This is a genomic window from Luteococcus struthionis (genome assembly GCF_048595755.1).
GTDB lineage: Bacteria > Actinomycetota > Actinomycetes > Propionibacteriales > Propionibacteriaceae > Luteococcus.
This window is the reverse complement of sequence record NZ_CP184360.1, coordinates 243,867-270,262: the sequence shown is the minus strand read 5'-3', so window position 1 is coordinate 270,262 and position 26,396 is coordinate 243,867. Positions and strand designations below refer to the sequence as shown.

28 protein-coding genes are annotated in these 26,396 nt (G+C 67.7%); 16 read left to right on the top strand and 12 right to left on the bottom strand.

Annotated features, from left to right (window positions below):
* Positions 1–13: 13 nt before the first annotated feature.
* Both sucB and ACOAMO_RS01265 read right to left on the bottom strand, forming a co-directional pair.
* Positions 14–1,807 carry a 2-oxoglutarate dehydrogenase, E2 component, dihydrolipoamide succinyltransferase gene (gene sucB, locus ACOAMO_RS01270; protein ID WP_420175787.1) on the bottom strand — a complete coding sequence of 598 codons (1,794 nt, stop codon included), beginning with the start codon at positions 1,805–1,807 and terminating at the stop codon, positions 14–16.
* Positions 1,808–1,955: 148 nt separating this feature from the next.
* On the bottom strand, positions 1,956–3,470 hold the full coding sequence (locus ACOAMO_RS01265) for a leucyl aminopeptidase (protein ID WP_420175786.1): 1,515 nt from the start codon (positions 3,468–3,470) through the stop codon (positions 1,956–1,958).
* 200 nt (positions 3,471–3,670) lie between these two features.
* Between ACOAMO_RS01265 and gcvT the strand changes: the two genes are divergently transcribed.
* Positions 3,671–4,813 carry a glycine cleavage system aminomethyltransferase GcvT gene (gene gcvT / locus ACOAMO_RS01260; RefSeq protein WP_420175785.1) on the top strand — a complete coding sequence of 381 codons (1,143 nt, stop codon included), beginning with the start codon at positions 3,671–3,673 and terminating at the stop codon, positions 4,811–4,813.
* A gap of 24 nt (positions 4,814–4,837) precedes the next feature.
* On the opposite strand, the gene ACOAMO_RS01255 is transcribed toward gcvT, so the two are convergent.
* From ACOAMO_RS01255 to ACOAMO_RS01245, 3 genes are read right to left on the bottom strand one after another with little or no spacing between them, the layout of a single operon-like run.
* Entirely contained in the window at positions 4,838–5,134 is a 297-nt protein-coding gene (locus ACOAMO_RS01255; RefSeq protein ID WP_420175784.1) for a hypothetical protein, read from the bottom strand.
* Entirely contained in the window at positions 5,131–5,349 is a 219-nt protein-coding gene (locus ACOAMO_RS01250) for a hypothetical protein (RefSeq protein ID WP_420175783.1), read from the bottom strand. The genes ACOAMO_RS01255 and ACOAMO_RS01250 overlap by 4 nt, the downstream gene beginning before the upstream one ends.
* A gap of 56 nt (positions 5,350–5,405) precedes the next feature.
* Positions 5,406–6,074, bottom strand: coding sequence for a DUF3043 domain-containing protein (locus ACOAMO_RS01245; RefSeq protein WP_420175782.1), 669 nt, complete (start codon positions 6,072–6,074; stop codon positions 5,406–5,408).
* A 198-nt stretch (positions 6,075–6,272) separates the two neighbouring features.
* Here ACOAMO_RS01245 and ACOAMO_RS01240 point away from each other — a divergent pair, with 198 nt between their 5' ends.
* From ACOAMO_RS01240 to ACOAMO_RS01200, 9 genes are all read left to right on the top strand, one after another.
* On the top strand, positions 6,273–7,496 hold the full coding sequence (locus ACOAMO_RS01240; RefSeq protein ID WP_420175781.1) for an inorganic phosphate transporter: 1,224 nt from the start codon (positions 6,273–6,275) through the stop codon (positions 7,494–7,496).
* Positions 7,497–7,506: 10 nt separating this feature from the next.
* Positions 7,507–7,797, top strand: a complete 291-nt coding sequence (locus ACOAMO_RS01235) for a hypothetical protein (RefSeq protein ID WP_420175780.1) — start codon at positions 7,507–7,509, stop codon at positions 7,795–7,797.
* A 163-nt stretch (positions 7,798–7,960) separates the two neighbouring features.
* Positions 7,961–8,743 carry a PspA/IM30 family protein gene (locus ACOAMO_RS01230; RefSeq protein ID WP_420175779.1) on the top strand — a complete coding sequence of 261 codons (783 nt, stop codon included), beginning with the start codon at positions 7,961–7,963 and terminating at the stop codon, positions 8,741–8,743.
* Positions 8,740–9,027, top strand: a complete 288-nt coding sequence (gene pspAA, locus ACOAMO_RS01225) for a PspA-associated protein PspAA (protein WP_420175778.1) — start codon at positions 8,740–8,742, stop codon at positions 9,025–9,027. The genes ACOAMO_RS01230 and pspAA overlap by 4 nt, the downstream gene beginning before the upstream one ends.
* Positions 9,027–9,998, top strand: a complete 972-nt coding sequence (locus tag ACOAMO_RS01220) for a glycerate kinase (RefSeq protein WP_420175777.1) — start codon at positions 9,027–9,029, stop codon at positions 9,996–9,998. The genes pspAA and ACOAMO_RS01220 overlap by 1 nt, the downstream gene beginning before the upstream one ends.
* A 114-nt stretch (positions 9,999–10,112) precedes the next feature.
* Positions 10,113–10,466, top strand: coding sequence for a HesB/IscA family protein (locus tag ACOAMO_RS01215; RefSeq protein ID WP_420175776.1), 354 nt, complete (start codon positions 10,113–10,115; stop codon positions 10,464–10,466).
* A 365-nt stretch (positions 10,467–10,831) separates the two neighbouring features.
* Positions 10,832–11,536 carry a cytochrome c oxidase subunit II gene (gene coxB / locus ACOAMO_RS01210; protein WP_420176945.1) on the top strand — a complete coding sequence of 235 codons (705 nt, stop codon included), beginning with the start codon at positions 10,832–10,834 and terminating at the stop codon, positions 11,534–11,536.
* A gap of 59 nt (positions 11,537–11,595) precedes the next feature.
* Entirely contained in the window at positions 11,596–13,260 is a 1,665-nt protein-coding gene (gene ctaD / locus ACOAMO_RS01205) for a cytochrome c oxidase subunit I (RefSeq protein WP_420176944.1), read from the top strand.
* Entirely contained in the window at positions 13,257–13,655 is a 399-nt protein-coding gene (locus ACOAMO_RS01200) for a cytochrome c oxidase subunit 4 (protein WP_420175775.1), read from the top strand. The genes ctaD and ACOAMO_RS01200 overlap by 4 nt, the downstream gene beginning before the upstream one ends.
* Before the next feature lie 81 nt (positions 13,656–13,736).
* Here ACOAMO_RS01200 and ACOAMO_RS01195 read toward each other — a convergent pair whose 3' ends face one another.
* The 3 genes from ACOAMO_RS01195 to ACOAMO_RS01185 are packed head-to-tail and all read right to left on the bottom strand — an operon-like array spanning position 13,737 to position 16,695.
* Complete coding sequence (locus tag ACOAMO_RS01195; protein ID WP_420175774.1) at positions 13,737–15,197, bottom strand: GuaB1 family IMP dehydrogenase-related protein; 1,461 nt, start codon at positions 15,195–15,197, stop codon at positions 13,737–13,739.
* Positions 15,198–15,226: 29 nt separating this feature from the next.
* Complete coding sequence (gene trpD / locus ACOAMO_RS01190) at positions 15,227–16,267, bottom strand: anthranilate phosphoribosyltransferase (protein WP_420175773.1); 1,041 nt, start codon at positions 16,265–16,267, stop codon at positions 15,227–15,229.
* Positions 16,267–16,695 (bottom strand): response regulator, encoded by a 429-nt coding sequence (locus ACOAMO_RS01185; protein ID WP_420175772.1) that lies wholly within the window; start codon positions 16,693–16,695, stop codon positions 16,267–16,269. The genes trpD and ACOAMO_RS01185 overlap by 1 nt, the downstream gene beginning before the upstream one ends.
* A gap of 290 nt (positions 16,696–16,985) precedes the next feature.
* Between ACOAMO_RS01185 and ACOAMO_RS01180 the strand changes: the two genes are divergently transcribed.
* Genes ACOAMO_RS01180 through ACOAMO_RS01165 form a run of 4 tightly spaced genes read left to right on the top strand, consistent with a single transcriptional unit; the run spans position 16,986 to position 21,147 of the window.
* Positions 16,986–17,582: a cytochrome c oxidase subunit 3 gene (locus ACOAMO_RS01180; RefSeq protein ID WP_420176943.1), complete on the top strand. Its 597-nt coding sequence runs from the start codon at positions 16,986–16,988 to the stop codon at positions 17,580–17,582.
* Positions 17,583–17,603: 21 nt separating this feature from the next.
* The gene (locus ACOAMO_RS01175; protein ID WP_420175771.1) at positions 17,604–18,410 is read left to right on the top strand and encodes a c-type cytochrome; all 807 of its coding nucleotides are present in this window, start codon (positions 17,604–17,606) and stop codon (positions 18,408–18,410) included.
* Complete coding sequence (locus ACOAMO_RS01170) at positions 18,377–19,492, top strand: Rieske 2Fe-2S domain-containing protein (protein ID WP_420175770.1); 1,116 nt, start codon at positions 18,377–18,379, stop codon at positions 19,490–19,492. Before ACOAMO_RS01175 ends, ACOAMO_RS01170 begins: the two co-directional genes overlap by 34 nt.
* Entirely contained in the window at positions 19,492–21,147 is a 1,656-nt protein-coding gene (locus ACOAMO_RS01165; protein WP_420175769.1) for a cytochrome b, read from the top strand. Before ACOAMO_RS01170 ends, ACOAMO_RS01165 begins: the two co-directional genes overlap by 1 nt.
* Before the next feature lie 67 nt (positions 21,148–21,214).
* Here the strand turns inward: ACOAMO_RS01165 and ACOAMO_RS01160 are convergent, their stop codons facing one another.
* The 3 genes from ACOAMO_RS01160 to ACOAMO_RS01150 all read right to left on the bottom strand — a co-directional run bounded on the left by ACOAMO_RS01160 (position 21,215) and on the right by ACOAMO_RS01150 (position 23,508).
* A complete protein-coding gene (locus ACOAMO_RS01160) occupies positions 21,215–21,892 on the bottom strand; it encodes a hypothetical protein (protein WP_420175768.1) in 678 nt (225 codons plus the stop codon).
* Complete coding sequence (locus ACOAMO_RS01155) at positions 21,889–22,371, bottom strand: hypothetical protein (RefSeq protein WP_420175767.1); 483 nt, start codon at positions 22,369–22,371, stop codon at positions 21,889–21,891. The genes ACOAMO_RS01160 and ACOAMO_RS01155 overlap by 4 nt, the downstream gene beginning before the upstream one ends.
* A 186-nt stretch (positions 22,372–22,557) precedes the next feature.
* Entirely contained in the window at positions 22,558–23,508 is a 951-nt protein-coding gene (locus ACOAMO_RS01150) for a hypothetical protein (protein WP_420175766.1), read from the bottom strand.
* Positions 23,509–23,700: 192 nt separating this feature from the next.
* Here ACOAMO_RS01150 and ACOAMO_RS01145 point away from each other — a divergent pair, with 192 nt between their 5' ends.
* Both ACOAMO_RS01145 and ACOAMO_RS01140 read left to right on the top strand, forming a co-directional pair.
* Positions 23,701–24,213, top strand: coding sequence for a peptidylprolyl isomerase (locus ACOAMO_RS01145; protein WP_420175765.1), 513 nt, complete (start codon positions 23,701–23,703; stop codon positions 24,211–24,213).
* Between the two features lie 92 nt (positions 24,214–24,305).
* The gene (locus ACOAMO_RS01140; protein WP_420175764.1) at positions 24,306–24,581 is read left to right on the top strand and encodes an Lrp/AsnC family transcriptional regulator; all 276 of its coding nucleotides are present in this window, start codon (positions 24,306–24,308) and stop codon (positions 24,579–24,581) included.
* Here the strand turns inward: ACOAMO_RS01140 and ACOAMO_RS01135 are convergent.
* Positions 24,542–26,320, bottom strand: a complete 1,779-nt coding sequence (locus ACOAMO_RS01135) for a DEDD exonuclease domain-containing protein (protein ID WP_420175763.1) — start codon at positions 26,318–26,320, stop codon at positions 24,542–24,544. The genes ACOAMO_RS01140 and ACOAMO_RS01135 overlap by 40 nt on opposite strands.
* Positions 26,321–26,396 lie beyond the last annotated feature (76 nt).

The window sequence follows — 26,396 nt, the reverse complement described above, 5'->3', positions numbered from 1 at the left end:
CCTGCGGCTCAGGTCACTGACCCAGCTCGCCGGCGAAGTCGCCCTCTTCCAGGCGGTTCTTGACCGCTGCCAGGAAGAGCGCGGCCTTGGCGCCGTCGATCAGTCGGTGGTCGTAGGTGAGCGACAGGTACATCATGTCGCGCACCGCGATGACCTCGTTGCCGTCCACGTCGAGCACCATCGGGCGCTTCACCAGCGCGCCGGTGCCCAGGATCGCCACCTGGGGCTGGTTGATGATCGGCGTGTCGAACAGGGTGCCGGCCGAGCCGTAGTTGGTGATGGTGAAGGTGCCACCACCCAGCTCGTCCGGGGTGACCTTGTTCTCGCGGGTGCGGGCGGCCAGGTCGGCGATCTTCTTGGCCAGGCCGGCGATGTTCAGGTCACCGGCATCCTTGACGACCGGAACCAGCAGGCCCTTCTCGGTGTCCACCGCGATGCCGATGTGCTCGACGTCGTGGTAGGTCACCTCGTTGTCCTCGATCGTCGCGTTGACGAAGGGGAACTGCTTGAGGGCCTCGATGGACGCCTTCGTGATGAAGGGCAGGTAGCTCAGCGAGGCGCCCTCGCGCTTCTTGAAGTCGTCCTTGTGCTGCTTGCGCAGCAGCGAGATCTTGGTCAGGTCCACCTCGACGGTGGCGGTCAGCTGGGCCGAGACCTGCAGCGACTCGGTCATCCGCTTGGCGATGGTCTGACGCAGACGGCTCATCTTCTCGGTGGTGCCGCGCTTGCTGGGATCGGCACCCTTGGGCGCCGACGGGGCAGTGGAAGCAGCGGCTGCCGGGGCGGCGGGAGCCGGGGCCGGGGCCGGAGCCTTCTTGGCCTCGGCGGCGGCCAGCACGTCCTGCTTGCGGATGCGGCCACCCACACCGGTGCCGGTCAGCGTGTTGAGGTCGATGTCGTTCTCGGCGGCCAGCTTGCGCACCAGCGGCGTCACGTACGGGGTGGACTCGCCCTCGGCATGACGCGGGGTAGAACCGGGCTCGCCAACCTCGGGCTGGGGCGGGGTGGAGGGCGCCTTCTGCTCCTCGGCCTTGGGGGCATCCTGCTCGACGGCCTCGGCGGGAACCGACTCGGGGGCGGGAGCCTCCTGCGGCTTCTCGGCCTCGGCAGCGGGCTTCTCGGCCTCCTCGGCGGCGGGCTGCTCGGGGGCGGCGGGGGCCGCCTGGGCGGAGGCGTCGCCGATGATGGCGAGCACTGCGCCCACCTCGGCCACGTCGTCCTCCTTGACCCGGATCTCCAGCAGGGTGCCGGCGGCGGGCGAGGGGATCTCGGTGTCGACCTTGTCGGTGGAGACCTCGACGAGTGCCTCGTCGGCCTCGACGGTGTCGCCGACCTCCTTCAGCCAGCGGCTGATGGTGCCCTCGGTGACCGACTCGCCCAAGGCCGGCAGGGTCACCTCGGTGCCCTCGGCGGCGCCGGCCGGAGTCTCGGCAGCCGACGGATCGGCCGGTGCGGCCTCGGACTGGTTGGTCTCCTCCTGGGCCTGGACGCTCTCCTCGGCAGGAGCCTCGTCGGGGGCCTCGGCGGCAGGGGCTGCGGGAGCCTCGCCGCCCCCCTGGCCGGCCTCGGACTCCTCGCCGACCACGGCCAGGACGGTGCCGACCTCGGCCACGTCATCCTCGGCGACGCGGATCTCGAGGACCACGCCTGCGGCGGGGGAGGGGATCTCGGTGTCGACCTTGTCGGTGGAGACCTCGACGAGTGCCTCGTCGACCTCGACACGGTCGCCGACCGCCTTGAGCCATCGGGAGATGGTGCCTTCTGTGACGCTTTCACCAAGTGCCGGAAGTGTGACTTCGGTCGCCATGAGGTTCGGGCTCCTTTGCAAATGCCATGGGTTGTCCCCGCCAGCCTAGCCCCCATCGGGCGATGACGACACCCGTGGTCAGTGCGCAGGTCGACGCTTTCGCGGTCGGCGCACTGCCACGGGTGTCTGTGGTACCGGGGCCGTGCCGTCAGTCCTGCAGGGTGCGCGCCAGCTCCACCAGCGTGCGCACGCTGTGGCCGGTGCCGCCCGTGGGGACGTAGTCATAGGGCCCCTCGTCGTTGAAGGCCGGCCCGGCGATGTCCAGGTGGGCCCAGGCGGTGTCCTCGCCGACGAAGTGCTGCAGGAAGGCGGCCGCGGCCATCGCGCCACCCATCCGCGAACCGCTCGACTTCAGGTCGGCCACCTTTGACTCCAGGCCCTTGCGGATGTGCTCGGGCACCGGCAGCTGCCAGAACTCCTCGCCGGCAGCCTCCGCGGCGTCCAGCAGGACGTCGGCGGTGGCGTCGTCGGAGCTCATCAGCCCGGCGATCCGGTTGCCCAGGGCCACCATGCAGGCGCCGGTCAGGGTGGCGACGTCCACCACCAGGTCCGGCTTGTCGGCCTGCGAGCGGGCCAGTGCGTCGGCCATCACGATGCGGCCCTCGGCATCGGAGTTCACGTTCTCGACGGTGGTGCCGCCGTACATCGTGATCACGTCGCTGGGTCGGTAGGAGGTGCCCGAAGGCATGTTCTCGGCCATCGAGGCGTAGGTGGTGACCCACACGTCGAGCCCCAGCTCGGCGATGGCGGCGGTGGCGGCCAGCACCGCGGCGGCGCCGGACATGTCGCACTTCATGGTGTACATGCCGTCGGCGGGCTTGAGGTTGAGACCACCGGTGTCGAAGGTGATGCCCTTGCCCACCAGCACCAGGTGGTTCTTGGCGCCGCGGGGCTTGTGCTCCACGCGCACCAGGCGCGGGGCCCGCTCGGAACCGCCACCCACGGCGAGGATGCCGCCGTAGCCCTCCTTGGCCAGCTGCTTCTCGTCGAGCACCTCGACGTCGAGCTTGGTGCCCTTGGCCAACTCGCGCACCTCGTCGGCGAAGGTCTGGGGGTAGAGCAGGTTGGCAGGCGTGTTGATCCACTCGCGGGCCACCAGGACCGCACGCGAGACGGCCTGTGCCTCCGCCAGGGTCTGCTTGGCCGAGGCGCCACCCAGACCGGTGACGACGCTGATGCGTGCGATCGGGCGCTTCACCTGCGATCCCACCTTGGTGTAGGTGTAGGCGCCCAGCACGGCGCCCTCGATGGCAGCGCGTACGAGCTCCGACTCGTCGGTGTCCAGGCTGAGCGCCACGTGCAGCTCGCGCTCGTCGGCGCGGCCCGCCACCTCGCGCAGCGCCGCTCCGCAGCCACGCCGCACCTGCTCGGGGGACAGTTCGTCGCTGCCCAGACCGACGGCCACCAGCTGGCTGGCATAGCGGGGCAGCACGGTGACCTTGCCGGCTTCGGGGCGGGCCCCCAGCTCGACGGCGATCTGGCCGACCTTTGCGGGGGCGGCCTTCTCCACGGCGGCCGGGACTCCCACCAGGGTGGGGTTCTCGGCGGTGCCGGTCACACCGACGACGGTGAAATCGGCATCCTGGGGCGCCTTGGCGACGAGCTCGATGACGGGCAGGACTGCACCGGCGGTGAGGGTGCTGGGCACGCGGGGGCTGGGCACGGGCGGGGCCTTTCGGTGGACTTCGTGGACTCTTGGCGTCTTCAGGCTAGCCCAGCACGAGTTGCGGGGCGGGGCCCTGTCGGCGGCCCCGATGGGTCGGGTAGCGTGGCAGCACAATCCCAAGCAGCGCAAATTCCGAGCAGCACTTTCCAGGGTCGCACCGATGCGAACGGGCGGCCGCCTCGATCCCAGGGAGACACATGTCCGAGCCGTTGACCTCGCCCCTGCACCAGCGCCATGAGGAGGCCGGTGCCAAGTTCTCCGAATTCGGTGGTTGGCAGATGCCCCTGGAATATGCCGGCGGGGGAGTGCTGGCCGAGCATCGCGCGGTGCGCGACGGCGTGGGCATCTTCGACGTCTCGCACCTGGGCAAGGTGCTGGTGCAGGGCCCCGGAGCCCTGGACTTCCTGAACCTGTGCCTCACCAATGACCTGCACAAGATCGGCCCCGGCCAGGCGCAGTACACCATGCTGTGCAATGAGCAGGGCGGTGTGGTGGACGACATGATCGCCTATGTTCGCGCCGAGGACGAGGTCTTCCTGATCCCCAATGCGGCCAATGCCGCCACCGTGGTGTCGATCCTGGAGCGGGAGGCCCTCCGGGACCGGACCGGCAGCGAGCAGGAGGCCGCCCTGGGTGGGCTGGTCATCACCGACCAGCACCGTGACCACGCGGTGCTGGCCGTCCAGGGGCCGCGCTCGGAAGAGGTCCTCACCGAGCTCTCCCTTCCCACCGCCATGGACTACATGGCCTTCGACGTGGTCGAGCGCGACGGGTGGAGCATGACCATCTGCCGCACTGGCTACACGGGGGAGAAGGGCTGGGAACTGGTGGTTCCGGTCGATCACGCCCTCGAGATGTGGGACCAGGTGATGGCAGCCGGGCAGCGCTTCCAGATCCGCCCCTGTGGGCTGGGCGCCCGGGACACACTGCGCACCGAGATGGGCTACTCCCTGCACGGGAACGACATCACGCCCCAGATCAATCCGGTGGAGGCGGGCCTGTCGTGGGCCGTCGGCTGGAAGAAGACCGAACCCTTCCTGGGTTCCGATGCGCTGCGCGAGGTCAAGGCCGCGGGTCCCAGCCGCCGCATGCGTGGGCTGCTGGCGCTCGGACGGGGCATCCCGCGCCACGGCATGGCGGTGGTCGACGAGGCCGGGGAGGTCATCGGTGAGGTGACCAGCGGCACCTTCGCTCCCACCCTGAAGCAGGGCGTCGGTCTGGCACTGGTCGACGTGCGCTTCGGTCTCGACGACGAGGTGGGCGTCCGGGTGCGCAACCGGGTCGAGAAATTCCGGATCGTGAAGCCGCCCTTCGTCACCCCCGAGGTGCGGGAGGGCTGATCGCGACGATCGCGCAGCGGGTCGTCAGTCGTCGGTGGCCTGCTGCGCGGCCGGACGCATCAGGTAGCCGGCGAAGGCGGCCATGCCCAGCCCGGTCAACACGATGACCGGTTGCGAGATCCTGGCTGCCTGCGCCCGCTCCTCATAGGTCTGCACCTGGCTCGTGCCCATCTGGCTGAAGTCGTTCTTGTGGCACACGTCACCGGGGTGCATCTCGATCCCGCGGCAGGAGAACGAGGGATTGGTGATCGACCACAGCCCGTAGGCGGCCAGGGCCAGTCCGGCGATGGCCAGCGCGAGGTTGGCCAGCCGGCGGCTCACATGGCCTCCAGGGACATCGGTCCGTAGACCAGTCGATCCTCCTCGAACAGGCTGACGCCTGCCACACCAAGATCAACGAGTTCCTCGTAGTTCGCCGTCAGCCAGGCCTCGGCGGTGGCCTGGTCGTCGAAATGGCGCCCGATCCCGGCGCCGGTGAGCTCGTCCTGCGTGACGATGGCGCCCGGATTGAGGTCGGCGTTCCACAGATAGGCCATGATCAACTCCTGGTGGTCTGGGGCTTTGGGTGGTCTGGGGCTTTGGGTGGTGCAGGTCAGTAGGCCTCGCCGCGCTTGATGCGTGGCTCGGGGCGGCGCAGGGCGCGAATGGTCATCATGCGATTGATCATGTACATCATCAGGCCCCGCTGCTTGGGGTCCATCCCACGCGCGTAGGCAAGGGCCTTGAAGGAGCGCCAGCGCAGGAAGATGTTGACGATCCAGATCGCGAAGATGCCGAACATCAACAACGAGGTGATCTGCTGGGCCACCAGGTTGCGCGAGAACCAGATGCTCACCACCATGATCGCGAGCATGGTCGGGATCGTGAACTCGGTGAAGGTGATCTGGGAGTCCACGTGGTCGCGCACCAGGCGACGCTCGGGCGAGCGCTCTGCATCCTCCAGGGCCTTGTAGCGGGCCTCTCGGTCGGCCCGGCGCTTCGCCTTCTTCGCTTCCTTCGGGCTCAGCGTGGGATGCAGTCGGGCCATTCGCGCAGCCTCGGCCTCGGCGCGGGTGGGGGTGCGCGTCCCCTTCTTCTGTGGCTGGTTCTTCTGGGGCTGGGGGCGTCGGGTCTCCCCGCTGCCGTCCTGCCCCGTGCCCTGCTGGTCCGTGCCCTGCTGGTCCGTACCGCGCTGTCCCGGGGGCCTCGGGGTCACGGCGCTGGAGCCGCCAGATGTCGGCTGGTCGGTCTTGCCCTGCTCATAGGGTCGGAACAGTCCCACGTCGTCGTCCTCGTGTTCGTCTTGCTGGTGGCCTGCTGGCCATTCCGGACGATTCTACGGTGCTCCTCGCAAAAGCAGTGCCACCACCATCGCATCCAAGGGCTTGCCGTGAGTTCACCCGTGTGACATCAGTGGGAAATCTCTCGTTCAGGCCCCGGATGTAATGGATCTGACCTTCGTGGGTAAGAATGGCTCAACGTGACCGTAGAACTCCTGCTGCTGGGCCTGGTCGTCATCACGGCGATCGCCTTCGACTTCACCAACGGCTTCCATGACACCGGCAATGCCATGGCAACCTCCATCGCCACGGGCGCGCTCAAGCCCAAGACGGCCGTCACGCTGTCTGCGGTCCTCAACCTCGGGGGGGCCTTCCTGTCCGTCGAGGTCGCGCTGACCGTGACCAATGCCGTGGTCAAGATCCAGGACAAGTCGGGCGCCCCGCGTCCCGAGTACCTGGCCGACCACGGACACCTGCTGCTGATGATCGTCTTCTGCGGTCTGGTGGGAGGCATCACCTGGAACCTGCTCACCTGGCTGCTGGGGCTGCCCTCCAGCTCCTCGCACGCCCTCTTCGGCGGCCTGGTGGGGTCCACGCTGGCCGCCCTGGGCTTCAAGGGGGTGAACTGGGCCGGAGACGGGTCCAAGCTGGACGGCGTGCTCGGCAAGGTGGTGTTGCCTGCCTTCGGATCGCCGATGGTGGCCATCCTGGTGGCTGCCTGCGGCACCTGGCTGGTCTATCGGATCACGCAGGGTGTGGCCGAGCGCTATCAGGAACGCGGCTTCCGCTGGGGCCAGATCGGTACGGCCTCCTTGGTCAGCCTGGCCCACGGCACCAATGACGCCCAGAAGACCATGGGCGTCATCACGCTCGCGCTGATCGCCTACGGCAGCTGGACCGACACCACCTCCATCCCGGTCTGGGTCAAGGTGGTGTGCGCCGTGGCGATTGCACTGGGCACCTACCTGGGCGGCTGGCGGATCATCCGCACGCTGGGCAAGGGCCTGGTGGAGATCAGCTCGCCGCAGGGCATGGCTGCCGAGGCCTCGTCGGCCGCGGTGATCCTGTCCTCCAGCCACCTGGGCTTCGCGCTGTCCACCACCCACGTGGCCACCGGCTCGATCCTGGGTACCGGTGTGGGGCGCACGGGCGCGAAGGTGCGTTGGGGAGTGGCCCTTCGGATGGCGCTCGCCTGGCTGGTGACACTGCCCGCCTCGGCTGCCGTTGGCGCCTTCTGTTACTTCGTGGGCGACCTGTTGCCCGGATACCTGGGGGTGCTGGCGGTCTTCGCGATCCTGGTGGCCACCGCCCTGTGGATGTACATCCACTCGCAGCGCAAGCCGGTCACCGCCCACAATGTCAACGACGAGTGGGAGCCCGAGCAGGTCACCGCCGTCTCGTCGGTCCCCGCCACCGCCCACTGAGGAGCCAGTCATGCTTTCGATGTTCTTCTCGGCCCTCGGCAAGGTCTTGCTGGTGGGCCTGCTGCTCGGGGCTGGTCTCCCGGCGCTGTTCTCGCTCGGCATCCGTGCCATGGCCTATGGGGCCGGGGGTGCGGCCGAGACCAGTCACGCGCCGGGGCATCCGGTCGGACGGGTCCTGGGGGTGTTGTGCTTCGCCCTGGTGCTGGCCGCGATCGCCCTGGGTATCGCGGTGATCGTCTCCTCGGGCTTCGGCTACCGGGTCTCCTTCGAGAACGTCATTCCCACCTTCGTCGCCAAGTGAGTCCCGTCGAGAGGTGCCGCCGCCGGTCCGGGAGACCCTGACTGATCCCGGGGCCTGGCTGAAGACCGGCCCGGTGCGCGGTGAAGTGGTTGGGTGTGCCCCTAAGCTGGGTGGCGACGTGCTGTGCCGAGACCGGCGCACCCCGACCGGAAGGACCAACCACATGGCAGGCATTTTCCAGCGGCTCTCGACGATCTTCCGCGCCAAGGCCGACAAGGCCCTTGACCGTGCCGAGGATCCCCGCGAGACCCTCGACTACTCCTACCAGCGCCAGCTGGACCTGCTGCAGAAGGTGCGACGCGGGGTTGCCGACGTCGCCACCAGCCGCAAGCGTGTGGAACTGCAGGCCTCGCAGCTCAATGCCGAGGTCGACAAGTTGACCCTGCAGGCACAGCGTGCCCTGGAGCAGGGTCGCGAGGACCTCGCTCGTGAGGCCCTGACCCGCAAGTCCGGTCTTCAGCAGCAGCTGGGTGACCTGCAGGCCCAGCATGCCCAGCTGCAGGCCGAGGAGGAGAAGCTGGTCGGTGCCTCCACCAGGCTGCAGGCCAAGGTGGATGCCTTCCGCACCAAGAAGGAGACCATCAAGGCCACCTACTCCGCTGCCGAGGCCCAGACCCGCATCAACGAGGCCTTCAGCGGCATCTCCGAGGAGATGGGCGACGTCGGCCTGGCGGTGCAGCGCGCCGAGGACAAGACCCTGGAGATGCAGGCCCGTGCCGGTGCCGTCGACGAGCTGATCGCCTCCGGTGCGCTGGATGACCCCTCCGGTACCTACAAGGACGACATCACCCGTGAGCTCGACCAGCTGGCCTCCACCAGCCAGGTCGAGGACGAGTTGGCGGCGCTGAAGGCCAAGGTCGGTGGCGAGATCGCCCCGGCGGACAAGCCCGCTCCCGCCCTCGAGGGTGGCCAGGCCCAGGCCCAGGAGCAGGAGGACAAGGCATGATCGTTCGCATCCTTGGCGAGGGCCAGTGGCGCATCGACGCCGCAGACCTGCCCAACCTCAACGAGCTCGACGAGCGCCTCGGCGAGGCCATCGACCAGGGCGACGAGCAGGCCATGCAGTCTGCCCTCACCCTGCTGCTCGAGCAGATCCGCGCGGGGGAGAAGCTGCCCGACGACGAGCTGGCCGAGTCGGACCTGATCGTCCCTGACGCCACCTCGAGCCTGGACGAGGTGCGCGCCTTCCTGGAGGATTCGGGCAATGGCGAGGGGCTCATCCCCGGCTGATGCGCGCCGTCGTCGCCTGCGGGCCCTTCCAGAACCTGACCTCCGCCCAGACCGGCGCCGCCTTGGCGCGGGCCTGGGCGGAGTTGGGTGTCCAGCTGGCCGTCGTGCCGATCGCCGAGGCGGGCCGCGGTTTCGGTCGTGCCTGGGCCGATCTGTGTGGCGGCCGGGACGTCCCGCATCCGGCGGGAGCGGTCTTCGTCGGCCCGGCAGGAATCACCCTGCGTGTCGATGCCCAGGGGCCCTCGACTTCCGAGGGTGTCGGGGTGGCCTTGGTCGAGGTGCTGGCGTGGGCCCGCCGGGAGGGGCATTCCTGCGCCGAGCTGTGGCTCGAGGTGCCCGAGTTCACCTGGGCAGACGGGGGAGAGGGCTTCTGGCGGCAGCTGGCGCGGCAGGGCGACCCTCGGGCGCTCCTCGACGGTGTGCTGCTGCACCTGGTCACCACCAGGGCCCAGGCGGCGATGCACCTGACCGGCCTGCGGGGCATCACCGCGGCGGGGGCCCTTGGCAGCGGTGCCCATCCCGGGGAATTGATTGCCGCAGACCAGGCTCTGGTGGACTGGTGCCAGGCCATGGGGGATGCCTCGCTGGGCACCACGGCCGGGGCCGGTGCCGTCGGTGGTCTGGGCGCTGCGGTGCTCGCGCTCGGCGGTGACGTGGTGACCGGTCCGGGGGAGTGCGCCCGGTTGAGTGGACTGGCACAGACCATCGCGCAGGCAGAACTGGTGGTCACCGGCTACGACGAGCTGGAATTCGGCACCAAGGGGGGAGACCTCATCCCGACGGTGACCGAGCTGGCCGAGCAGGCGATGCGTCCGGTGATCGCGGTCAACCGCCGCAACTGGATCAGCGCCCGGGAGCTTCGCACGATGGGCATCGAGGAGGGCTACGAGGTCACCAGGCAGGACCGGCCGATCGAGCCTGAGGAGATCACCCGAGCGGCCCTGCCGGTGGCCCGCACCTGGTCTTGGTGAGGCCAGCCAGCCGCACGGATCGGGGAATTTGCCTGCCCCGGCTATCGTGATGGCGGGAATAGCACCGCGGTTGCCGGCGTTGAGCAGATGAACTGCCCGTCCAGGAGGAATTGAATGACTGACACCACCATCACCCAGACCAGCGATGGCATCGTCCTGACCGACGAGGCCGCCACCAAGGTCAAGGCCCTGCTGGATGGCGAGGGGCGCGACGACCTCGCCCTGCGCGTTGCGGTGCAGCCGGGCGGCTGCTCGGGGCTGCGCTACCAGCTCTTCTTCGACGAGCGACAGCTGGACGGAGACGTGGTCAAGACCTACGGCGGCGTGAACGTGGTCACCGACAAGATGAGCGCTCCCTACCTCTCCGGAGCCACCATCGACTTCGTCGACACCATCGAGAAGCAGGGCTTCACCATCGACAATCCAAACGCCCAGGGCTCCTGCGCTTGCGGGGACTCCTTCCACTGAGACGTTCCGTACAACAGCACGTCATCCCGTCGCATCTGGTCGATGCGGCGGGATGTCTGTTTTTGGGTTAGTCTTTGGGCGAACCCGCCGTGGGGATGACTGTGCGCAAGCGCCAATCGGAGCCCGGCAGGCGTTCCAGAACCGGGGCCCCTGTGGCCCCACTCCTCCAGGGGAGCAGATCACGGTGGAAGGGCATGAACGTGGGTCGTGAACTCAACGGATGGCGCCGCAGGCCGGCCAGGGCTGCTGCGCTCGGGCTGGGCAGTGCACTGCTTCTCGGCTTGGCCGGATGCAGCACGGGCGAGGGACGCGGACAGTGGTCGCGCGTCGGACTCGTCGACCCCGCCTCGGACCGAGCCCCCTTCATGGGTGACCTGTGGATCGGCGCCTGGATCGCCTGCGCCGTCATCGGCGTCTTCGTCTGGGGCCTGATCTTCTACTCGATGTTCAAGTTCCGCCGCAAGGAGGGCAACGAGGTTCCGCGCCAGGTGCGCTACCACGTTCCGCTCGAGGTCCTGTACACGGCGGTTCCCTTCCTCATCATCATCGTCCTGTTCTTCTACACGGTGAAGGCCCAGAACCGCGTCCTCGCGCAGGTCGACCAGCCGGACCACACGGTCAACGTCGTGGGCCAGAAGTGGTCGTGGACCTTCAACTACATGGAGGAGGGCAACTCCGAGATCGGCCAGACCGTCCATGAGGTCGGCACCATCGAGAAGATCCCGGATCTGTACCTCCCCGTCAACAAGTCGGTCCGCTTCAACATCTACTCGGCCGACGTCATCCACTCCTTCTGGGTTCCCGCCTTCTACTTCAAGATGGATGCGATCCCCGGCAAGCCCAACTCCTTCGACCTGACGCCCACGAAGACGGGCACGTTCGACGGAAAGTGTGCCGAGCTCTGCGGCACCTACCACGCCGCGATGCTGTTCAACGTTCACGTCGTGAGCGAAGAGGAGTACAACGAATATGTGAAGGGTCTGGCCAAGAAGGGCCAGGTCGGTGAGCTGCACGGTCCCGTCGGCGCCTCCGCCCTTCCCACCGCCCCCGCCAAGGAGGAGAAGAAGTGACCACGCTCACGCGCACCACTGGAGCGCCTGTCGTGGAGGTTCGCCGTCGCGAACACTCGATGGGCAAGCTCATCATGGACTACATGACCACCACCGACCACAAGAAGCTGGGCCGGCTGTACTTCATCAGCAGCTTCTTCTTCTTCGGTGTCGGTGGCCTGATGGCCCTGGCCATCCGTGCCGAGCTGGCAAGCCCCGGCATGCAGTACATGACGCACGAGACCTTCAACCAGATGTTCACGATGCACGGCACGATCATGCTGCTGATGTTCGCGACGCCCCTGTTTGCCGGTTTCGCCAACTACCTGTTGCCGCTGCAGCTGGGCGCACCCGACGTGTCGTTCCCACGACTGAACGCGTTCGCCTACTGGATCTACATCATGGGTTCGCTGATGGCCTGCGCCGGCTTCCTCACGCCGGACGGCGCGGCCTCCTTCGGTTGGTTCGCCTACGCCCCGCTGTCGAATGCCCTGCACTCGCCCGGCGTCGGTGGCGACCTGTGGATCATGGGCCTCTACCTGCTGGGTCTGAGCTCGATCCTCGGCGCGGTGAACTTCATCACCACCATCATCACGATGCGCGTCCCGGGCATGACCATGTTCCGCATGCCCATCTTCAGCTGGAACATCTTGGTCACCTCGATCATGATCATCGTGGTCTTCCCGGTGCTGGCCGCTGGCCTGCTGGTGCTCGAGGCTGACCGCGTCCTGGGCTCGCACGTGCTGGACGCCTCCAGCGGTGGCCCGATCCTGTGGCAGCACCTGTTCTGGTTCTTCGGCCACCCCGAGGTCTACGTGATCGCCCTGCCGTTCTTCGGCATCGTCACCGAGGTCATCCCGGTCTTCAGCCGCAAGCCCGTCTTCGGCTACGTGGGCCTGGTCTTCGCCACCATCTCGATCGGTGCCCTCTCGGTGTCCGTGTGGGCCCACCACATGTTCGCCACGGGCGCCGTCTCGCTGCCCTTCTTCAGCTTCATGACCTTCATGATCGCCATCCCCACCGGTGTGAAGTTCTTCAACTGGATCGGCACCATGTGGGGCGGCTCGTTGAGCTTCGAGACCCCCATGATGTGGGTCATCGGCTTCCTGACCACCTTCCTGTTCGGTGGCCTGACCGGCATCATCCTGGCCAGCCCGCCGATGGACTTCAACGTGACCGACAGCTACTTCGTGGTTGCCCACTTCCACTACGTGCTCTTCGGCACCGTGGTCTTCGCGATGTTCGCCGGTTACTACTTCTGGTGGCCCAAGATCACCGGTCACATGCTGATCGAGTCCTGGGGCAAGGCCCACTTCTGGCTGCTCTTCGCCGGCTTCCACCTGACCTTCCTGGTGCAGCACTGGCTGGGCGTCGAGGGCATGCAGCGTCGAATCGCCGACTACCTGCCCGGTACCGGCTTCACCCTGCTGAACCAGATCTCGACCTTCGGTGCCTTCCTGCTGGGTGCCTCCTTCATCCCCTTCCTGATCAACGTCTACCTCTCGTTCAAGACCCCCAAGGTCGAGGTCGACGATCCCTGGGGCTGGAGCCGCTCGATGGAGTGGGCCACCAGCTGCCCGCCGCCGCGTCACAACTTCACGTCGCTGCCCCGTGTGCGTTCCCCGTACCCGGCCTTCGACGCGAACCATCCGGAGCTCGCCGAGCACGGTGACACCGGTCTGCAGGGCAAGTTCGTCGAGGCCGAGACGGTCGCGGCTCGTGAGAATGCAGGTGAGATTCGATGAAGGTTGAGCGGAACATCTTTGGATTCCTCGGAATCTTCTACCTGACCTGCGCCCTGGTCTACTGGTTCGGCTTCACCAAGGAATGGGTCGGCCTGATGACCCTGCTCCTGTCGGCCGTGATGTCGTTGATGATCACCGGTTACCTGGCCATCGTCGGCTCCAAGAACGACAAGCAGCTCTCCGATGACGCCGATGCCACCATCGCCGATGGTGCGGGCTCCCTGGGCTTCTTCCCGCCCCACTCCATCTGGCCCTTCTGGTGCGCGCTGACCGCGTCGCTGATGCTGCTGGGCCCGATCTTCGGCTGGTGGATCTCGATGATGGCCTTCGGCATGGGCGTCTGGGCCGTCGGCGGTTGGTGCTACGAGTTCTACCGCGGCGACTACGCCCACTGACAAGAGTCCTGTCTGTCACGCGACGGGCCCCACACCACTCGGTGTGGGGCCCGTTTCGTGTTCATCGGCATGCCGGGGTGATCACTGCCAGCTCTGCGCCAGCGGACGTCCCTCGTCATACCCGGAATGGCTCTGCACCCCGACGACCGCCTTCTCGGAGAACTCCGAGAGGGTGCGGGCCCCGGCATAGGTGCAGGCAGAGCGCACACCGGAGGTGATCCAGTCCACCAGGTCCTCGACTCCGGGCCGGGCCGGATCGAGGTACATCTTGGAACTGGAGATGCCCTCCTCGAAGAGCGCTGCCCGGGCGCGGTCGAAGGCCGACTGCTGACGCGTGCGCGACTTCACCGCTCGGGCGCTGGCCATGCCGAAGGACTCCTTGTACTGACGCCCCTGGGCGTCGGTCAGCAGGTCTCCGGTGGACTCGTGGGTGCCGGCGAACCAGGAGCCGATCATGACGCTGCCGGCACCTGCGGCGAGCGCCAGGGCGACGTCGCGAGGGTGGCGCACACCTCCGTCTGCCCAGATCGAACGGCCGATCGACTGCGCCGCCTCGGCGCAGTCCAGCACGGCCGAGAACTGCGGGCGCCCCACCCCGGTCTGCATGCGGGTGGTGCACATGGCGCCGGGTCCCACGCCCACCTTGAGCACGTCGGCACCGGCCTCGGCCAGGTCGAGCACCGCGGCGGGGGTCACCACATTGCCTGCCACCAGCGGGATTCGACGCCCGGTGCTGCGCTCGAAGTCGTCGCGGACCTGGGTGACCACCTGCAGGGCCTCCAGCATCTTCTCCTGGTGGCCGTGGGCGGTGTCCATCACCAGCACGTCGGCGCGCGAGTCCAACAGGTGACGGGCGCGGCCAGCCACGTCACCATTGATGCCGACGGCCGCGCCGACCATCAGCTTGCCTTCGGGATCGACGGCCGGGGCGTAGAGCGCGGCGCGCAGTGCCCCCTTGCTGGTGATGATCCCCAGCAGCTTGCCGTCCTCGTCGCTCGCCGCCGCCACCTTCTGGTGGTGGGCCGAGAGGGTGTCGAAGATCTCCTGCGGGGTCAGTCCGGGCTCGACCACGGTCAGGTCGGTGGTCATCACCTCGTGGACCTGCGCAAAACGGTCCACTCCCGCGGCCTCGGCCGGCGAGACCAGCCCCACGGCATGTCCGTCCTCGACGACGATGACCACGCCGTGGGCGCGCTTGCCCAGCAGTGCCATGGCCTCGCCGACGGTGGTGGTGGGGGAGACCCGCACAGGCGTGTCGAAGACCGTGTGGGCACTCTTGACGCGGCTGATCGCCTTGCTCACGTAGTCGGGGGCGATGTCCTGGGGCAGCACCGCGATGCCGCCGCGGCGGGCGATGGTCTCGGCCATGCGCCGTCCGCTGATGGCCGTCATGTTGGCGACCACCAGGGGCAGCGGGGTGCCGATGCCATCGGTGGAGCTCAGGTCGACGTCCATCCGGCTGGTCACCGACGATCGGTTGGGCGCCATGAAGACATCGTTGTATGTCAGGTCATGGCCGGGCTTGTCGTTCAGGAATCTCACCAAGCCATTGTGACCCCTCAGCCGGGGGTTCACATGCCCTGGGTCTCCTCGACGAGCCTGTCCAGGGTGGCGGCCGCAGCGCCGGAGTCCAGTGCCTGCGCGATGTCCTTGATGCAGGTCATCATCTGCTCGGGCAGGTCCGCGTCGAGGTCAACCCCGCGGTGGGCCAGCAGGGCGGCGGCGCCGTTGGCCAGCACGATGTCTCGCACCGGACCGGTCTGTCCGGCGAAGACATCCCGAGCCACCTGCGCATTGTGTTCCGGCGGCCCTCCGACGAGGTCCTCGGGCTGGGCCGGCTGCAGACCGAGCGCCTGCGGATCCAGCTGGGTGCGCACGACGCGCCCCTCGCCGATCAACCAGACGTCACTGGTCGTGGTGGTGGTCAGCTCGTCGAGGCCATCGCCCCCGTGGAAGACCATGCCACGGCTGCCACGGGCGGCCAGCACCCCCGCCATCAGGTCGGCTGCTCGGGCATCGGCGACGCCGATGGCCTGAGCCACGGGACGGGCGGGGTTGGTCAGCGGGCCGAGCAGGTTGAAGGGGGTGCGGATGCCCAGCTCCCGTCGCGGAGCCGCCGCGAATCGCAGGGAGCGGTGGTAGAGCGGGGCGAACAGGAAGACCATGCCGGCACGTTCCAGCACGGCGGCCTGCTTGTCGGGGGCCACCTCCAGTTTCACGCCCAGCGCCTCGAGGCAATCCGCGGTGCCGCACATGGAGGACGCGGCTCGGTTGCCGTGCTTGACCACTCGGGCACCGGCCGCGCTGGCGGCCACCGCGGCCATCGTCGAGACGTTGACGGTATTGGCCCGGTCACCGCCGGAGCCGACGATGTCCACCGCCTCCTGGCCCAAGGTGATGGGCGTGGCGTGGTTGGTCATCGCGTCGGCCAGGCCGCGCAGCTCCTCGACCGTCTCGCCCTTGGCGCGCATCGCCACGGCAAAACCGGCGATGTGGACCGGGGAGGCATTCCCTCCGAGGATCTCGTCCATCGCCCAATGGGTCTGCTCGGTGGACAGGTCACGCCCCTCGACCAGGGCATTCAACAGTTCGGCCCAGGGGGTCGCAGCCATCAGTTCGCGACAGGGCTCAGACCCAGGCGGTGGCGGGCCAGCTCCGCCAAGGTCCGGGGGAGGCGGATCGGGTCGACCGGGTAGGGCTCGACGGCATCGGCCTTCGACCAGGTGGCGAGCCAGGCATCGGCGACGCGAGCCACCAGCAGCAGCACCGGCGGGCAGTCGTCCAGTTCTTCCTTGAGCTGGCGGCTCAGACCCATGCCACCGAAGGGGACGGCCTCGCCGTCGAGGACAAGGACGTCGAAGGCGCCCGACTCCACGGCCTTGACCGCGGCGGGACCTGTGGCGGTGTCGAAGACCTCGATCTCGGGCAGATCGCTGGCGACGCGACGGCCCAGGGCCAGACGCACCTGGTCGCGCGTGCTGCGATCGTCGGAGTAGAGCAGCACCTTGAGGGTGCGCTCGCTGCGGGGCTGGTCGCTCATCGGTTGTCCTGTTCCTTCGTCGATGTCCTGTCCAGCATGCTACCTCGCCTGCCGATGGGGCCATGAAGGGGCCACGACAGCCGCCGGAACGTAACTTGGTGCGCTTTTGTTCCAAGAATTGGTCCATGGTTGGCACTCGACGTGCCAAAACCCGTTTTAGAGGCAATAATGCTCCCGTGGCTACTTCACCGCATGCGACCAGCGCCGTTCATGGCAAGCCCGTTGGGGCTGTGCACCCCATCGCTCCCTCGCGCCTGCACGCGCCGAAGGGGCGGCCGGACATGGTTCCCCTGGGAACCTGGGTCTGGCTGGCAAGCGAACTGATGTTCTTCGCAGCACTGTTTGCTGCGTACTTCATGGTTCGCGAGTTCACCGGGGCCCAGGCCCCCGACGGGACGCCTTCCCTCTTCAAGGAGCACTCTGGGCACCTTGACCCGGTCTTCGCGGGACTGAACACCTTGATCCTGGTGCTGTCCTCCTTCGCCTGCCAGTTCGGCGTCATGGCTGCCGAGCACGGCAAGGTGAAGCGTTCGGCCGGCCTGCTGAACATCGCCAAGTGGGGCATGCGTGAGTGGTACATCCTCACCTTCATCATGGGTTCGGTCTTCATCGGCGGCCAGCTGTGGGAGTACGCGAACCTGGTGAGCGAGGGCTTCCTGATCAGCACGAATGCCTACTGGTCGGTCTTCTACCTGGCCACGGGCTTCCACGGCCTGCACGTCTTCGGTGGTCTGGTGGCCTTCCTGTTCATCCTGGGGCGCACCTACCTGGCGCGCACGTTCACCCACGAACAGGCCGTCAGCGCCATGGTGATCAGCTACTACTGGCACTTCGTCGACGTGGTCTGGATCATCCTGTTCGCCGTCATCTACCTGCTTCCCAACTAACCCCACCAGAGAGGCGATCCCGTGCGATTCCTGTCCACGCGACGCAAGCACCCAGCGGCCAAGCCGCTCACCCTGCTGCTTGCTCTGTTCATGATGGGCGCCGTGTATGCGCTGGTCTCCCCGGCACAGCCGTCGGCGGCAGATCCCAACACGAACCCCCAGGTGGCGCAGGGCAAGGGGCTCTACGACGTCACCTGCTCCAGCTGCCACGGCCTCAATGGTGAGGGCTCCAGCCAGGCACCGTCGCTGATCGGCGTGGGTGCGGCAGCGGTCGACTTCCAGATGGGCACCCGTCGCATGCCGATGGCCAAGCCCATGGCCCAGGCCCCGCGCGACAGCGCCCCGGAGTACTCCGAGGAGGAGATCGCAGCCATCGGTGCCTACGTCGCTACCCTGGGTGCTGGCCCCGGTGTTCCCTCCGAGGACAAGTACTCGCCTGCTGGCCTGACCGACGAGGAGATCGCCCGCGGTGGTGAGCTCTTCCGCACCAACTGCTCCGCCTGCCACAACATCGAGGGTCGTGGCGGTGCTCTGCCGGAGGGTGCCTACGCGCCGTCGCTGCACGGTGTTTCGTCCAAGCACATCTACGAGGCCCTGCGCACGGGCCCGCAGCAGATGCCTCTGTTCAGTGAGGGTGCCCTGCCCGACGAGGACGTCAAGCAGATCATCGGCTACCTCTCCAAGGTGGAGCAGCAGCCGCAGTACGGCGGCCTGATGCTGGGTGCCATCGGCCCGGTGGCCGAGGGCTTCTGGGGCTGGCTCCTGGGAATCGGCGGCCTCGTCCTCGTCGCCATGTGGCTCGCAAAGAAGGGGGCTCGCGCCCGATGAAGTCGACAGACATCGAGACATTCGAGCAGGGCAACGACCCTGTTCCGTACCACCCGATCCAGAATCCCGGGCTCGAGGAGCACGTGGAGCGCTACTCGGACGCCGAGCCGGCCGTCGCCAACCGCGTCGCCCGTCAGATCATCGCCATGCTCGCCCTGTCGATGCTCTGCTCGATCCTGTTCGTGGTGGTCTACTTCGGTGTGCCGAAGGACCTCATCGTCGAGTTCGGTCCCTTCCACAGCAACGCCCAGTCGGTGCTGCTCGGCCTGACCGGCGGTCTCGCCGTCTCGCTGATCGGCTTCTCGACCATCCACTGGGCCAAGCAGCTCATGAACGACACCGAGGTCATCGACCATCGCGATCCCATCGCCTCGAGCGATGAGGACCACGAGGAGATGGCCGGCGCCTGGCAGGCCGGTGTCGAGGACTCCGGCATCGGTCGTCGCAAGGTGATCGGCGGAATGCTCGCCGGTGCCGCTGGTCTGGTCGCCATCCCGGCCGTCGTCAGCCTGGCCGACATGGGTCCCCACCCGGGCAAGGGCACTCGCGCCGCCACGATCGAGAAGACGATCTGGGCCGAGGGCGTCAAGCTGGTCAACGACATCACCTGGAAGCCCATCAAGGCCTCCGAGATGGAGATTGGCCAGATGATCAATGCCGAGCCGGAGAACCTGGAACCGCTGGCCCACGAGGACCACGTCGAATTCCACCGCGCCCGCGCCAAGGCAGCCATCATCATCGTGCGGATGAACCCGGACTCCATCAAGGTGCCCGAGTCCCGCAAGGACTGGCAGGTCAACGGCATCCTGGCCTACTCGAAGATCTGCACCCACGTGGGTTGCCCGATCTCCCTGTGGGAGCAGAAGTCGCACCACCTGCTGTGCCCCTGCCACCAGTCCACCTTCGACCTGGGTGACTCCGGTGTCGTGGTCTTCGGCCCCGCCGCCCGTTCGCTGCCGCAGCTGCCGATCACCGTGGACACCGAGGGCTACCTGGTGGCCCGTAGCGACTTCACGGTCCCGGTCGGTCCCAGCTACTTCGAGCGCGACTCGCGCGACGACTACAAGAAGGGTGACAACTGATGGCACGCCCAGCAGCCGTTGCCGAGAGCTCCGAGGCGCTCGAGGCCCAGGCCCCGACCCGTTCGGCAATCCCCGCCAAGCGCGGTGGAGCGTACACCTGGTTCGACGACCGTCTCGGTATTGCTCGCCTCGGCAAGCACAACCTGCGCAAGATCTTCCCGGACCACTGGTCCTTCCTCCTGGGCGAGATCGTGCTGTACTCCTTCATCGTCTGCCTGCTCAGCGGTGTCTTCCTCACCATCTGGTTCCGTCCGTCGATGGCGGAGGTGGAGTACACCGGTGCGTACTCGCTGATGCGCGGTATCCCGATGTCGGAGGCCTTCGCCTCCACGCTGACGCTGAGCTTCGACGTCCGCGGTGGTCTCCTGGTTCGCCAGGTCCACCACTGGGCCGCCATCCTGTTCATCGCCGGCGGCGTGGCCCACGCCCTGCGCATCTTCTTCACCGGTGCCTTCCGCAAGCCGCGTGAGATCAACTGGGTGATCGGCGTCGCCCTGATGGGCCTGTCGCTCATCGAGGGTTTCGCTGGCTACTCGCTGCCCGACGACCTGCTGTCCGGTACCGGTCTGCGCTTCACCGACGGCCTGATCCGCTCGATCCCGCTGGTGGGTACCTGGGCCGAGTTCCTCATCTTCGACGGTGAGTTCCCCGGCACCGCGATCGTGCCGCGCCTCTACATGGCCCACATCCTGCTGATCCCCGGCATCCTGCTGGGCCTGATCGCGGCCCACATGGCGCTGATCGTCTACCACAAGCACACCCAGTTCCCCGGCCCCGGCCGGACCGAGCAGAACGTGGTCGGCTACCCGCTCTTCCCCGTCTACATGGCCAAGGCCGGCGGCTTCTTCTTCGTCGTCTTCGGCGTGACCGTGCTGATGGGTGGTCTGATGCAGATCAACCCGGTGTGGAAGTTCGGCCCGTACAACCCCGCCCAGGTGACCGCCGGCTCGCAGCCTGACTGGTACATGGGCTGGGTCGAGGGTGCCATCCGTATCGTCCCGAACTGGGAGAGCCACATCGGTGGCACCACCTGGAGCTGGAACATCTTCCTGCCCGGCGTCGGCCTGCTGACCTCGCTCTTCGTGGTGCTGGGCGTCTACCCCTTCATCGAGCAGTGGATCACTGGTGACAAGGAAGAGCACCACCTGCTGGATCGTCCCCGCAATGCGCCGACGCGCACTGCCCTGGGCGTGGCCGGCATGACCCTGTACGCGATGTTCTGGCTGGGTGGCTCGAACGACATCATTGCCACCACCTTCAGCCTGAGCCTCAACGGGATCACCTACTTCCTGCGGGCGGCAGTCTTCATCGCTCCGGTGATCGCCTTCATCCTCACCAAGCGAATCTGCCTGTCGCTGCAGCGTCGTGACCGCGAGCGTGTCCTGCACGGCTCCGAGAGCGGCGAGATCGAGCGCAGCCCGGAGGGCAACTACTCCGAGGCGCACGTGCCGATCAGCGAGGACGAGGCCTTCACCCTCACCCAGCACAAGCAGTACGACATGCTGGACGAGTCCGATGGCGTCAGCAAGCGTCGCGCCCGCGCGAGCCGCTTCCTGGTGGGCGACGAGATCGCCAAGCCGACCGCCGAGGAGATCGAGGACGCGCACCATCACGACGACCACGACGACGAGGCCCCGGCCCTGCCGAGGCACTGAGTCAGCGGTCGACGCGAAGCAACCACAAGGCCGAGGGCCCCGGGATCTCCCGGGGCCCTCGGCCTTGTCAGGTCAGCGCCAGGGCCAACCAGGCTCCCAGCCACAGACTGGGGCCGTAGGCGAAGGTCGAGCCCATCGGGTGGGGGCGGAAGCGGCGCCAGGCCGCCGTCGCCAGCCCCCACAGCGCGCCGAGGAGGCTGCCGAGCAGGAGACCCAGCCACCAGGCCTGCCATGACCAGCTCGCGGTGCCCAGCGCCAGCAGGGGTGCCAGGCGTACGTCGCCGAAGCCGAGACCAAGACCCAGCCGCCACAGCAGCCAGAAGGTCGCACCGGTGAGCAGCGCGGCGCCGACCACCGCCAGCAAAGAGGGGAGCAAGGCCTTGCCGGACAGGGACACGGTGAGGGCGCAGGCCGGGAGGGCCAACGCCCAGCACAGGCGGGTCAGTGGCAGCGGGAGCCACGTGGTTCGTAGATCGACCAACGTGAGGGCGGCGGTGGGGCCGGCGAGGACGAGCAACAGCGGTGCCTGCCACAGGGGTTGGCCGCTGGCCACCAGACCCGCGGCGGCGCCCGTCAGGCACGAGAGCCACTGCCCGGAGGCGTCCGACAATTGGCTGTAGGGCGTCTTGGTCCAGCCGTCCTGGTGTGCGTCGGGTGGTTCGGGCAGCGTTGGCACCAGACACCGGGTGGTGAGCCATGCGCTTCCTCCCGCCAGAAGGGGGAGCCAGAGCTCGGTTGCGCTCATGCCGCTCGCTGCGCGACGGCCGAGGTCGATTCCAGGATCAGGTGCGACAGGGCCAGGATTCGGACCTCGGTGAGCCGGCTGCACTGCTGCCAACGTCCCTCGGCGATGTGACGCAGATCCTGCTCCCGGAAGTCACCGAAGTCCGCCACCCAGGCCAGTGGGGCCTGCTGCACCATGCGGCGCAGCCGTCGTCGGCTGCGGGCTGCCTCGACGCGCTCCTGTCGCATCCCTTCCAGTGTGGCGGCGGTGACCTGGTAGACCGCACAGGCATCGATCCAACGGATTCGTTCCTTGCCGCGTCGCGCAGGGCCCGCGAGGCGTCGAGCCGTGGCGGGGGTGATGCCGCAGACCTGACCCACCGTGAAGGCGGACAGCCCGCTCTGTTCGACGGTGCGTTGGAAGTGGGCGCGGAAGGGGGCGATGGGGACCCAGCCGTCATCGGTGGGGCAGTGGTCGGGCGTGGACGCGGTCGCAGTCATGGTGTGGATCCTGGGGCCGAGGTGTGGGGTTGTCCCAAGTCTGGCCCCAGGAGGGGTCGCCGAGCGTGCAGGACAACAACGGGACAACACCGTGACAACATCGAGGTCCGCGCGAAATGGACGAGGGTCCGCTTCCCGATGGGAAGCGGACCCTCGTGTCGATAAATCGTGTGTCGTGTCCCTCGATCAGCCCTCGGCGCGGGTGAACCCGGCCTTCTCGGCAGCCTCGACGGAGTTGAACCACACGTCGGCGATGGTGCGCTCGTAACCGGCGGAATCGTCGGTGTGGTACTTCATCGAACGCTCATTGCCCTTGATGCGGTAGCCGGCGGGCGGCTCCTCACCCACGTAGGAACCCGTGCCGTAGTCGTTCAGCACGGCAAGGTCCTCCGCCGTGGTCTCGGCGTCGGCGACGGGCCCACCCTCGGCGCTCATCTGCTCCTGGGGGTGGGGCTCGCTCTCCACGTCGGCGGGACCCGCGGGCTCGGTCTCCGCGCGATCCAGGGTGGCGTCGTCGGAAGTCGCGTCCTGGGCGTCGTTGCGGTAGGCAGTGCTGGGCTGGTGGGCGGTCCACGCGTCGTCGCCGGAGGCGAGGAACTGTCGCACGGCCACGGCAGCGGCGGCCAGCAGGGCGCCGCCGGCAGCAACCTTGGCGACGGTGCTGCCCACGTTGCGCTTCTTCTTCTGGGGCAGTTCCAGCTCACCACGCAGGGCGGCGGCGGCCGCGGCGCTGCGGGAGGAGGCCTCGCTCACGGCGGGATGGTTCTCGGCCTGGTGGAGCAGTTCCATCAGCTGGGGAACCAGGTCGTCCTGGACCTTCTGACGCGCCTGCTCGGCGGCGGGCTGCACCTTCTCTGCGACGGTGTCGAGGTGGGGCTGCAGCTGCTCCTTCTTGGCGGCGCCGACGGCAGCGGCCGTGGCGGCCAGGGGAGCGACCTTCGTGGCGGCGGTGTGCTTGGCCTGCTCGGCCAGGGGCGCCACCTGCTCGCTGGCATTGCGGCGGGCATTGTCCGCAGCCTTGACTGCCTGACCAAGGACCGGGTTGGTGACTCCCAGAACCTGCTCCACGAGCTGGACGGCGCGGTCGAGGGCCGTATGATCCTCTGCGGCGGCCTCGTGCTTGGGCTTTCGGGTCACGTTTCCTCCGATGTTCGTTGACAGGGGCTCGTGATCGAGCACCGCCACCACGCTACCCAAGGTTGGTGCGGCAGAACATGGATTTGGGGATGACTCCACCAAGAGCGAACAGCGGCGTGCGGTGAACCGATGGTGTGACCGGATAGTCTCGTGAAGACGGCCGCACGGCCCCCCGCAACGAGAGGAACCACAGTGGCATCCACTGCAACCCTGCACACGAACCTCGGCGACATCATCATCGAGCTGTTCGCCGACCAGGCTCCCAAGACGGTCGAGAACTTCGTCGGCCTGGCCAATGGCACCAAGGAGTACATCGACCCGAAGACCGGCGAGAAGGCCACCGGCAACTTCTACGACGGCTTGGGCTTCCACCGCATCATCGACGGCTTCATGATCCAGGGCGGCTGCCCGCTGGGCACCGGCACCGGTGGCCCCGGCTACCAGTTCGAGGACGAGTTCCACCCCGAGCTCGTCTTCAACAAGCCCTACCTGCTGGCCATGGCCAATGCCGGCCCCGGCACCAACGGCTCGCAGTTCTTCATCACCGTGGCTCCCACGCCGCACCTGAACCGTCGCCACACCATCTTCGGTGAGGTCACCGACGAACAGAGCAAGAAGGTCGTCGACAAGATCGCCTCCGTGCCCACCGGCCGGATGGATCGTCCGGTCGATCCGGTCGTCATCGAGTCGGTCGAGATCGCCTGACCCTTCGTACGAAGCGCTGCCAGCGGCCGTCGTCCTGCATGGGGCGGCGGCCGCTGGTCCGTTGGGACGACACAGGCCCTAGGATCAGGACCATGATCACCGCCATTTCCTTCGTCAAGGCCGAAGTCTCCCGAATCCCCGAGGTCGCGCAGGAGATCGCCGCCCTCGACGGTGTCAGTGAGGTCTACTCAGTGACCGGGGCGATCGACCTGATCGTCATGGTGCGGGTGCGCGACACCGACGAGGTGTCCACGGTCATCGCGGACCACCTGAACAAGGTGCCGGGCGTGCTCGAGACCGAGACGCACATCGCCTTCCGTGCCTACAGTCAGCACGACCTGGAGTCCACCTTCTCGCTGGGGCTGTGAGCCTGCGCCGAGGGTGAACCCGCCCCGATCGTGAGACGGGCCAGATCCCCTTGGCTCAGACCGACATGGCGCGGCCAGCTCCATTCCCCGTCGATGTCCATCAGCCGCACGCCCGGACGCTCGAGCCAGGCGGCCAGCAGTTCGCACTCCTCGATGGTGGCGGCCGGCATGCCACTCCTGGTGGGCAAGACCGTCTCGGCCCGGGCCACCGCCTCGCGGGCCACCCGTTGGGGCACCTCACCGGGCAGGCTGCGCGCTGCCGCGGCCAAGCGGCCGTGGCGCATCACGTGGATCTGCCACCCACCCTCGGGATGCGGCAGGGCAGCCACGATCTGCGGGCAGCGGGCCACGGCCGCCAATCGCTGGCCGCGCAGGGTCACCCGCGCATAGTTCTCCAACCTGTCCGAGACCGTCTGCGCCTCCTCGAAACGTTGCTGTTCCACCAGCCGGCCGAGCCGCTGACCCACGCTGGTCAGGACGGGGCGCACGTCGCTGGTGATGGCGCGACGCACCTGCTCCACGACCTGCGGGTAGTCCGCGCTGCGGTCGTCGAGTTCACACGGGGCCAGACAGCGTCCCATCTCGGCCAGGGCGCAGGCCTGGCTGGGGCGTCGAGTGCTGAGGCGCTTGGTGCACTGCCGGATGGGGAAGGCGTCGTAGAGGGCCAGCACGGCATCATCGGCCACCTGGCGGCTGCGGAAGGGACCCCAGTAGTCACACTCGTCGTCGAGCACGCGGCGCACCACCGACAGGCGGGGGAAGGCCTCCTGGGTCAGCTTCACCCACAACAGTCGGTCCTGGTTGCGTGACCTGCGGTTGTAACGCGGCGCGTGGGCCCGGATCATGCGCAATTCGCGCACCTCTGCCTCCAGCGCGGTGGTGCACTCGTGGGCCTCGACCCCGGTCGCCACTCGCAACATCTCCTCCATCCGGGCACGCTTCTCGGAGGCCGTGAAGTAGGTACGCACCCGGGTGCGGATGTTCTTGCTCTTGCCCACGTAGAGGATCTCGCGATGGGTGCTGCCGTCATCGCGACGATGGTCGGCGTGGAAGGCATAGACCCCCGGGCCGGTGGGCAGCTGCTTGGCCCACACCCGCTTGGCGCGTCGCTGCGGGGAGACCCGATGGGTGAACTCCACCAGGTCCTCCAGGGTGTCCACGCCCAGGTTGCCGATGCGTTCCAACAGGCCGTGCAGCACGTCCACGGTGGCGCGTGCGTCCGACAGGGCCCGATGGTTCGGCTCCGTGGTCGCCCGGAAGTGCTGGGCGAGGGTGCCCAGCTTGCAGTTGGGCACCTCGTCGCGCAGCAGGACCTGCCGGGCCAGGGCCACGGTGTCGACCACCGCATTGCCCGGCCAGGACGTGCCCTGCTCGGCGCAGGCGCGCTTGAGGAAGCCGATGTCGAAGCCGGCATTGTGGGCCACCAGCACGGCGTCACGACTGAACTCCAGGAAGCTGGGAAGCACCTGGCCGATGCGGGGCTGGCCGAGCACCATGGCATTGGTGATCCCGGTGAGGACCGCCACCACCGCCGGGATGTGGGTGCCGGGATTGACCAGCGTCTGGAATTCTCCGACCACCTCGCCGCCGCGCACCTTGACCGCGCCGATCTCGGTGATGGCGCTGTCCGGGCCGTGACCGGTGGTCTCGAGGTCCACGACGACGAAGGTGACATCGGGCAGGGGAGTGCCCAGATCCTCGAAGCTCGGCTGGTCGATCCGGTAGGCAGCGGTGGTCATGACAGGGAGGCTAGGGGCCGCCTCTGACACTTTTCCCCTAGAATGCAATCACCGGGCTGTCCCACAGGCGGCATCG

Coding starts and splice junctions, on each gene's coding strand:
- pspAA (WP_420175778.1), top strand. CDS start 8,740: ATGATCGTTCGCATCCTTGGCGAGGGCCAGTGGCGCATCGACGCCGCA.
- ACOAMO_RS01135 (WP_420175763.1), bottom strand. CDS start 26,320: ATGACCACCGCTGCCTACCGGATCGACCAGCCGAGCTTCGAGGATCTG.
- gcvT (WP_420175785.1), top strand. CDS start 3,671: ATGTCCGAGCCGTTGACCTCGCCCCTGCACCAGCGCCATGAGGAGGCC.
- ACOAMO_RS01250 (WP_420175783.1), bottom strand. CDS start 5,349: ATGGCCTATCTGTGGAACGCCGACCTCAATCCGGGCGCCATCGTCACG.
- ACOAMO_RS01160 (WP_420175768.1), bottom strand. CDS start 21,892: ATGAGCGCAACCGAGCTCTGGCTCCCCCTTCTGGCGGGAGGAAGCGCA.
- ACOAMO_RS01200 (WP_420175775.1), top strand. CDS start 13,257: ATGAAGGTTGAGCGGAACATCTTTGGATTCCTCGGAATCTTCTACCTG.
- ctaD (WP_420176944.1), top strand. CDS start 11,596: ATGGGCAAGCTCATCATGGACTACATGACCACCACCGACCACAAGAAG.
- ACOAMO_RS01220 (WP_420175777.1), top strand. CDS start 9,027: ATGCGCGCCGTCGTCGCCTGCGGGCCCTTCCAGAACCTGACCTCCGCC.
- ACOAMO_RS01185 (WP_420175772.1), bottom strand. CDS start 16,695: ATGAGCGACCAGCCCCGCAGCGAGCGCACCCTCAAGGTGCTGCTCTAC.
- ACOAMO_RS01155 (WP_420175767.1), bottom strand. CDS start 22,371: ATGACTGCGACCGCGTCCACGCCCGACCACTGCCCCACCGATGACGGC.
- trpD (WP_420175773.1), bottom strand. CDS start 16,267: ATGGCTGCGACCCCCTGGGCCGAACTGTTGAATGCCCTGGTCGAGGGG.
- ACOAMO_RS01235 (WP_420175780.1), top strand. CDS start 7,507: ATGCTTTCGATGTTCTTCTCGGCCCTCGGCAAGGTCTTGCTGGTGGGC.
- coxB (WP_420176945.1), top strand. CDS start 10,832: ATGGGTGACCTGTGGATCGGCGCCTGGATCGCCTGCGCCGTCATCGGC.
- ACOAMO_RS01165 (WP_420175769.1), top strand. CDS start 19,492: ATGGCACGCCCAGCAGCCGTTGCCGAGAGCTCCGAGGCGCTCGAGGCC.
- ACOAMO_RS01140 (WP_420175764.1), top strand. CDS start 24,306: ATGATCACCGCCATTTCCTTCGTCAAGGCCGAAGTCTCCCGAATCCCC.
- sucB (WP_420175787.1), bottom strand. CDS start 1,807: ATGGCGACCGAAGTCACACTTCCGGCACTTGGTGAAAGCGTCACAGAA.
- ACOAMO_RS01230 (WP_420175779.1), top strand. CDS start 7,961: ATGGCAGGCATTTTCCAGCGGCTCTCGACGATCTTCCGCGCCAAGGCC.
- ACOAMO_RS01215 (WP_420175776.1), top strand. CDS start 10,113: ATGACTGACACCACCATCACCCAGACCAGCGATGGCATCGTCCTGACC.